Consider the following 5,587-nt stretch of genomic DNA (forward strand, 5'->3'; position numbering starts at 1 on the left):
ATAGCCTCTGCCTCCTCCGACACCGATGATTTTTCCGACAGAAGGGGCCAGCCAGCCGAAATAGGTCAGCGAAGGCTTGAAAAGGGTATCCGCCACCCAGCCCATGCAGGCATAGGCGACTACGTAGCCCAGCTGAGAAATGATGCCGATTGTACCCCAGACCTTGCCCTGATCTGCCTTGCGGATATGGAGGCGCACCAGATAGTCAATGGCTGTATTGGCAAAGGGCAGGGCAGCAAAGAGCAGAAAGCCAAAACTGCAAATCCAGATAAGATGTTCCTTCATTCCCAGTCCAGCCATGAAAATTCCCAGCAGAAAGAGGGAGAGGCAGAGCATGCGGTGAAAATGCTGTTTGACGGCAAAGAATCCCAATACCAGACTTCCAACCAGCATGCCGCTGCTGGAAATAGTCATGACCCAGCCGGCTGTTTTGGCATCCGCAAAGGCTAAGACTAAAGGAGAGAGCAGGATTTGGACCGTTCCCAGAAAGAAAGAGAAGGCCGTGCCAGTCAGGACGAGAATCCAGATGCCCTTTTTCTCGTAGATGATATGAAAGCCCCGGAGAAAGTCAGCCCAGAAGCGGCTGTCGCTGGAATAGACGGGCACATGAATGGCCCGTCGGGCTATCAAAGTGCAGGCCACTGTCACGAAAATCGTTGAAAAATCCAGCAGCAGGATGGCAGCGATATGGCCGCCGGCCAATATCAAGCCAGCCAAGGCTGGTGAGATCAGATAGCGGGCAATGCCATTAATCTGGGACAAACCAGTCGCTTTTGACAGCTGGTCCTCAGGCAGCAGGTCAGAAATCGTCGCCCGAAAGGCTGGATTGACCAAGGCAGAAAAGAGGGAACTGATTGCAGATCCGATACAGATAAAGATCAGGGCTGGGTGATGCAGGCTGAAGTAAATCCAGAGAACGCCTAGCCCAGACAAGCCGTCTCCCAGAGCCATCAGAAGCCGGCGGTCGTATCGGTCTGCCAAAATCCCAGCCAGAGGGGTGACCAACAGTCCCGGCAGGAAAGCACAAAGAGTGACAAAAGACGAGACCGAAACCAAGCCAGTTAGCTGGTAAACATAAATTCCCAAAGCAAATGACGTCATACCGGAGCCGATTTCTGAGATGAGGCTCCCTAACCAAATGAATAAAAAGAGTCTAAAACCTGATTGTTTCATGGCCGCCTCCTTAGAATTGCCAAAGCAAACCAATTGCAATAGAGAAGTTTCTAACTATCTTGCGACTGAATCAGGGCCCGAAAGGCATCAAAGTAGCCTGCCTGACTGTGAAAGAGGGTTTCCAAAAGATAGAGAAAGGCCTGCAGTTTCTGCTGCTGTTCTTCTGGGGACAGCGCTTGAAAGCTGCTGCCAAATACTTGCAGCGAATAAGTCAAAATCATTTCCAGGCTTTCGTAAGGGTAATCAGTCTTCATATCCCCGGCAGCGATGCCGTCTTGGATGATGGGCAGGAGGATCTGAGGAGCCCGTGCCAGCAGGATTTGGTTTGTCTTTTCGTGCAGGAGCGCATTTTGCGGCTGATGGAGATGGAGCAGGACATCCTGTCCATTTTGATGATGGAGATTCAGTGCGGCCATACTGCCGGCCAGCCGCTCTAGGATAGTCAGGCCGCGATTGTCAGCAAAGGCCTGAGAAGCAGCAAAGGCTGCTTCAATCGTCCGCTCGATAATAGCATCCATCATCTCTTCCTTAGATGAAAAGTAGTAGTAAAGGGTACCGCGGGCAATCTGGGCCGCCTCTAAGATCTGAGAGATAGAGGTTTGGTCAAAGCCCTGCTCTGTAAAGAGTCGCTGTGCGGTGTCCAAGATAAAGTCTTTTTTATTAGCCATGAAGAGTTCCTAGTAAAAATTTATTCGACCGACTGTCGGTTTATTTCTGCTTTTATCTTACCTCTTTTTTATAAGGCTGTCAAGAATAAAGACACTTTCCGCTTTTTTTGTTATAATAATAGTAATAAAGCAATAAGGAGTGAAATATCATGCTATTTATTATTCTTGCAATTATCGTTGTTCTGGCGATTTTTGTGGTTTCTGTTTACAACGGCTTGGTGAAAAGCCGCATGCAGACTCAGGAAGCCTGGAGCCAGATTGATGTTCAGCTCAAGCGTCGGAATGACCTGCTGCCAAATTTGATTGAAACCGTCAAAGGCTACGGCAAGTACGAGCAGGCAACATTGGAAAAGGTGACAGAACTGCGCAGCCAGGTTGCTCAGGCCTCTTCACCAGCTGAGGCCATGCAGGCCAGCGATGCTCTTTCCCGTCAGATTTCAGGTATTTTTGCTGTGGCTGAAAGCTATCCAGATCTGAAAGCTAACAGTAACTATCTGAAACTGCAGGAAGAGCTGACCAATACTGAAAACAAGATTGCTTACTCACGTCAGCTCTACAATTCAGTAACCAGCAATTACAATGTCAAGCTGGAAACTTTCCCTAGTAATATCGTTGCAGGCATGTTCAGCTTCAAGGCGGCCGACTTCCTGCAAACACCGGAAGAAGAAAAGGCTGTTCCCAAGGTGGACTTTGGCAGCAGCGGTTTAGGTGACTGACATGCTCTTTGATCAAATTGCCAGCAATAAAAGGAGGACTTGGCTCCTCCTTATCGCTTTTTTCGGCCTTTTGGCCCTGATTGGTGCTGCTGTCGGCTATCTCTGGCTGCGTTCACCTCTGGGCGGCATTATCGTGGCTTTTCTTATCGGCAGCGTTTACGCGCTGGTGATGATTTTCCAGTCCACTGAGGTAGTAATGGCCATGAATGGCGCGCGGGAGGTTTCCGAGCAGGAAGCACCTGAGCTCTACCATGTCGTGCAGGACATGGCTATGGTAGCGCAGATTCCCATGCCTAGGGTCTACATTGTAGACGACCCGTCCCCCAATGCTTTTGCGACAGGTTCTAAGCCGGAAAATGCAGCAGTCGCTGCCACGACTGGCATTCTGCAAATCATGAATCGGGAGGAGCTGGAGGGTGTCATCGGCCATGAGGTCAGTCATATCCGCAATTACGATATTCGGATTTCAACCATTGCTGTTGCCTTGGCCAGTGCCATTACCATGCTGTCCAGTGTAGCTGGCCGCATGATGTGGTTTGGCGGCGGCCGCCGCAGCAACAATCGCGACAATGACAGTGGTCTGGGAATCATCCTCTTGCTCCTGTCGCTGCTAGCCATCATCCTGGCTCCCATTGCAGCAACCTTGGTCCAGCTGGCTATTTCCCGCCAGCGCGAGTTTCTGGCTGATGCTTCCAGCGTGGAGCTGACCCGCAATCCGCAGGGAATGATCAATGCCCTTTTGAAACTGGATCAGAGCGAGCCCATGGAGCATCATGTAGATGATGCCAGTGCCGCCCTCTATATCAGCGACCCTAAGAAAGAAGGGGGCCTGAAAAAACTTTTCTACACGCACCCGCCTATTTCCGAGCGGGTAGAGCGTTTGAGAAAAATGTAATCAAGCTGCCCCAGAAAGTCTACCGTCCACAGCCAAAGGCAGCGGTAGACTTTTTTTGATGGGAGCGGAAGTCTTATATGAGATTTTCCAAAAGCTGCCTCCCTCTGTGGGTGAGGACGCAGCCATCATGGGAGTCTGTCTCATCCTCTTTATCTCCAGCCTCCAACAGTCCTTCTGGACTGTTGGAGCAAGGTGAGCTGACAAAGTCATCAAAGAGAAACGAAATGACGATACAAGCTCCACAGTCCGCTGGACTGTGTGAGCGGACCGAACTGCTGAAGGCGGACAGACTCAAGGAAGGGTTTCTGAACAAGTCTAGTATAAAAGTATTTTTGGTTTTGCTTTATCCTCTGCAAAATAAAAAGGAGACAGAAAATCTGGCCTTCCGTTCCTTTTCTGCGGGTGAAAAAGCTTGATTCTTCCAAGCTTTTTTAGTATCATTTCTCATTTATGAAAAAACAAATTTTATTTCTGAAAAGATGCATATTTATATCGCTGGAAGGCCTGTCTTTCCAGCTTTTTTCTATATTAATTTTTAATAAAGTAAAAAAATCACTATATTGTGTTACTTTAGAATTCAAATTAATCTAATTGTATCATCGTGAAAACATTCGTAATATTTTTTTAATATAATCGTAATAGTTTACTAGTATATTAAAAGTAGTAAAAAAACTTGTTACATATCTGCAAGTGAGGTGTGCTGATGCTAAAAACTTCAGGGAAAATTTTCAAAATTATCAGAGAATCAAAAAATATGTCTCTTAAGGAGGTGGCAGCAGGCGATATTTCAGTAGCTCAGCTGTCACGCTATGAGCGCGGTATGAGCGGGATTACGGTGGATGCATTCTATAATTGCTTAAAGAATATGGCTGTTTCGCTGGATGAGTTTCAGTATGTCTACCATAACTATACAGAAGCAGATGACTTGGTCTTTTCCAACCGGCTGTCAGAAGCTTATCGGGAAAACAATCTGGTGAAACTGGAGAGCATTTTGGCTGAATGCCAGGCTTTGGAGAAAGAATTTCCCAAGAAAAAGAACTACCGGCTCAATACCATCATTGCCATGGGGACTCTCTCTCACTGCGACCAGCACTTTCAGGTCAGTAAAAAAGATGTGGACTACCTGACGGACTATCTCTTCTCAGTGGATGAATGGGGCCGTTATGAGCTCTGGCTCTTTACCAACAGCGTGGACTTGCTGACATCCAGCACGCTGGAAACCTTTGCCAGTGAGATGATCAACCGTACCCAGTTCTATAATAATCTGCCGGAAAACCGCAGGCGGATTATCGCCATGCTGCTCAATGTCATCAGTGTCTGCATCGAAGAAAATCACCTGCAGGTGGCTATGAAATTCCTCAATTATATGGATAATTTAAAAATCCCTGAAACAGAGCTGTATGAGAGAATTCTCATAAAATTTTACAAGGCTCTCTATTCATACAGAGTCGGCGGTTCCTATGCCCTGACGGAGATGGAGCAGTGTCTGGGGACTTTAGAATTTTTAAGCGCCTATGGTGCCGCTCAGAGGATGAAAGAGCAGATGGAGCGGATTGTCCTGCCGCAGTTGCAGATTTGCAAATAGAAGCAACCTCCTTCGGAAAAAGATTAAAATAAAGGTAAAACTTTATACTTAATTATTTCAGAAGGAGGTTTTATGATGGAGAAAAAAGTTCATTATAAAATGCATAAGGTCAAGAAGAACTGGGTAGCCATCAGTGTGACTGCCTTGTCGCTTCTCGTTGCCCCTAAAGTTCTCAGCCTTGAGGCAGAGACTGTTCATGCAGACGATCTGAATCAGGCAGCGCTTGATAAAGAAAGCTCAGAAAAGCAAACGGACCAAACAGAAGCTGCTTCAGCCAATCAGGGCAGTCTGTCTGATCAGCTGCCGGCAGAAACTGCGGCTGCTGCAAATGCAACTAAGGGAACTTATGAAGCTGCAGCACTCACCAGCCCGGTGACAGCTACGGATGCAGAACAGGCTGCTGTTAAAGAGGCAGCCCCAAAAGCGGATCAGCCAGCTCCTGCATCAGCAGAAAAGACGGCTGCAGTATCTGCTGACCAAGCACAGCCAGCCAGCCCGGCAGCAACCAGTGAAGCTGCCAAGACAGCAGCGCCTGCTCAAGCGAAGGAAG

General features: G+C 47.8%; 6 protein-coding genes. 4 read left to right on the forward strand and 2 right to left on the reverse strand.

The genetic code is table 11. The annotated features are described in order from the left end of the window. The coding region (locus tag STRDD11_RS03610) for an MFS transporter (RefSeq protein WP_241209301.1) at window positions 1-1,173 on the reverse strand (1,173 nt) is incomplete at its 3' end. Window positions 1,174-1,223: 50 nt separating this feature from the next. Further along, a complete protein-coding gene (locus tag STRDD11_RS03615) occupies window positions 1,224-1,841 on the reverse strand; it encodes a TetR/AcrR family transcriptional regulator (RefSeq protein ID WP_128835501.1) in 618 nt (205 codons plus the stop codon). A gap of 149 nt (window positions 1,842-1,990) precedes the next feature. On the opposite strand from STRDD11_RS03615, the gene STRDD11_RS03620 reads away from it, so the two are divergent. From STRDD11_RS03620 to STRDD11_RS13575, 4 genes are all read left to right on the forward strand, one after another. Beyond that, window positions 1,991-2,557, forward strand: coding sequence for a LemA family protein (locus STRDD11_RS03620; protein WP_128835503.1), 567 nt, complete (start codon window positions 1,991-1,993; stop codon window positions 2,555-2,557). 1 nt (window position 2,558) lies between these two features. Continuing rightward, a complete protein-coding gene (htpX, locus tag STRDD11_RS03625) occupies window positions 2,559-3,452 on the forward strand; it encodes a zinc metalloprotease HtpX (protein WP_128835505.1) in 894 nt (297 codons plus the stop codon). A 703-nt stretch (window positions 3,453-4,155) separates the two neighbouring features. Next, a complete protein-coding gene (locus STRDD11_RS03630; protein ID WP_128835508.1) occupies window positions 4,156-5,037 on the forward strand; it encodes an Rgg/GadR/MutR family transcriptional regulator in 882 nt (293 codons plus the stop codon). Window positions 5,038-5,109: 72 nt separating this feature from the next. Beyond that, a partial coding sequence (locus STRDD11_RS13575; RefSeq protein WP_206512673.1) for a KxYKxGKxW signal peptide domain-containing protein occupies window positions 5,110-5,587 on the forward strand: 478 nt, incomplete at its 3' end.

The organism is Streptococcus sp. DD11 (genome assembly GCF_001578865.1).
Taxonomy (GTDB): domain Bacteria; phylum Bacillota; class Bacilli; order Lactobacillales; family Streptococcaceae; genus Streptococcus; species Streptococcus panodentis.

What these genes read in the sequence shown, in the direction of transcription:
- STRDD11_RS03615 (WP_128835501.1), bottom strand. Translation starts at nt 1,841, where the DNA reads ATGGCTAATAAAAAAGACTTTATCTTGGACACCGCACAGCGACTCTTT.
- STRDD11_RS03620 (WP_128835503.1), top strand. Translation starts at nt 1,991, where the DNA reads ATGCTATTTATTATTCTTGCAATTATCGTTGTTCTGGCGATTTTTGTG.
- htpX (WP_128835505.1), top strand. Translation starts at nt 2,559, where the DNA reads ATGCTCTTTGATCAAATTGCCAGCAATAAAAGGAGGACTTGGCTCCTC.
- STRDD11_RS03630 (WP_128835508.1), top strand. Translation starts at nt 4,156, where the DNA reads ATGCTAAAAACTTCAGGGAAAATTTTCAAAATTATCAGAGAATCAAAA.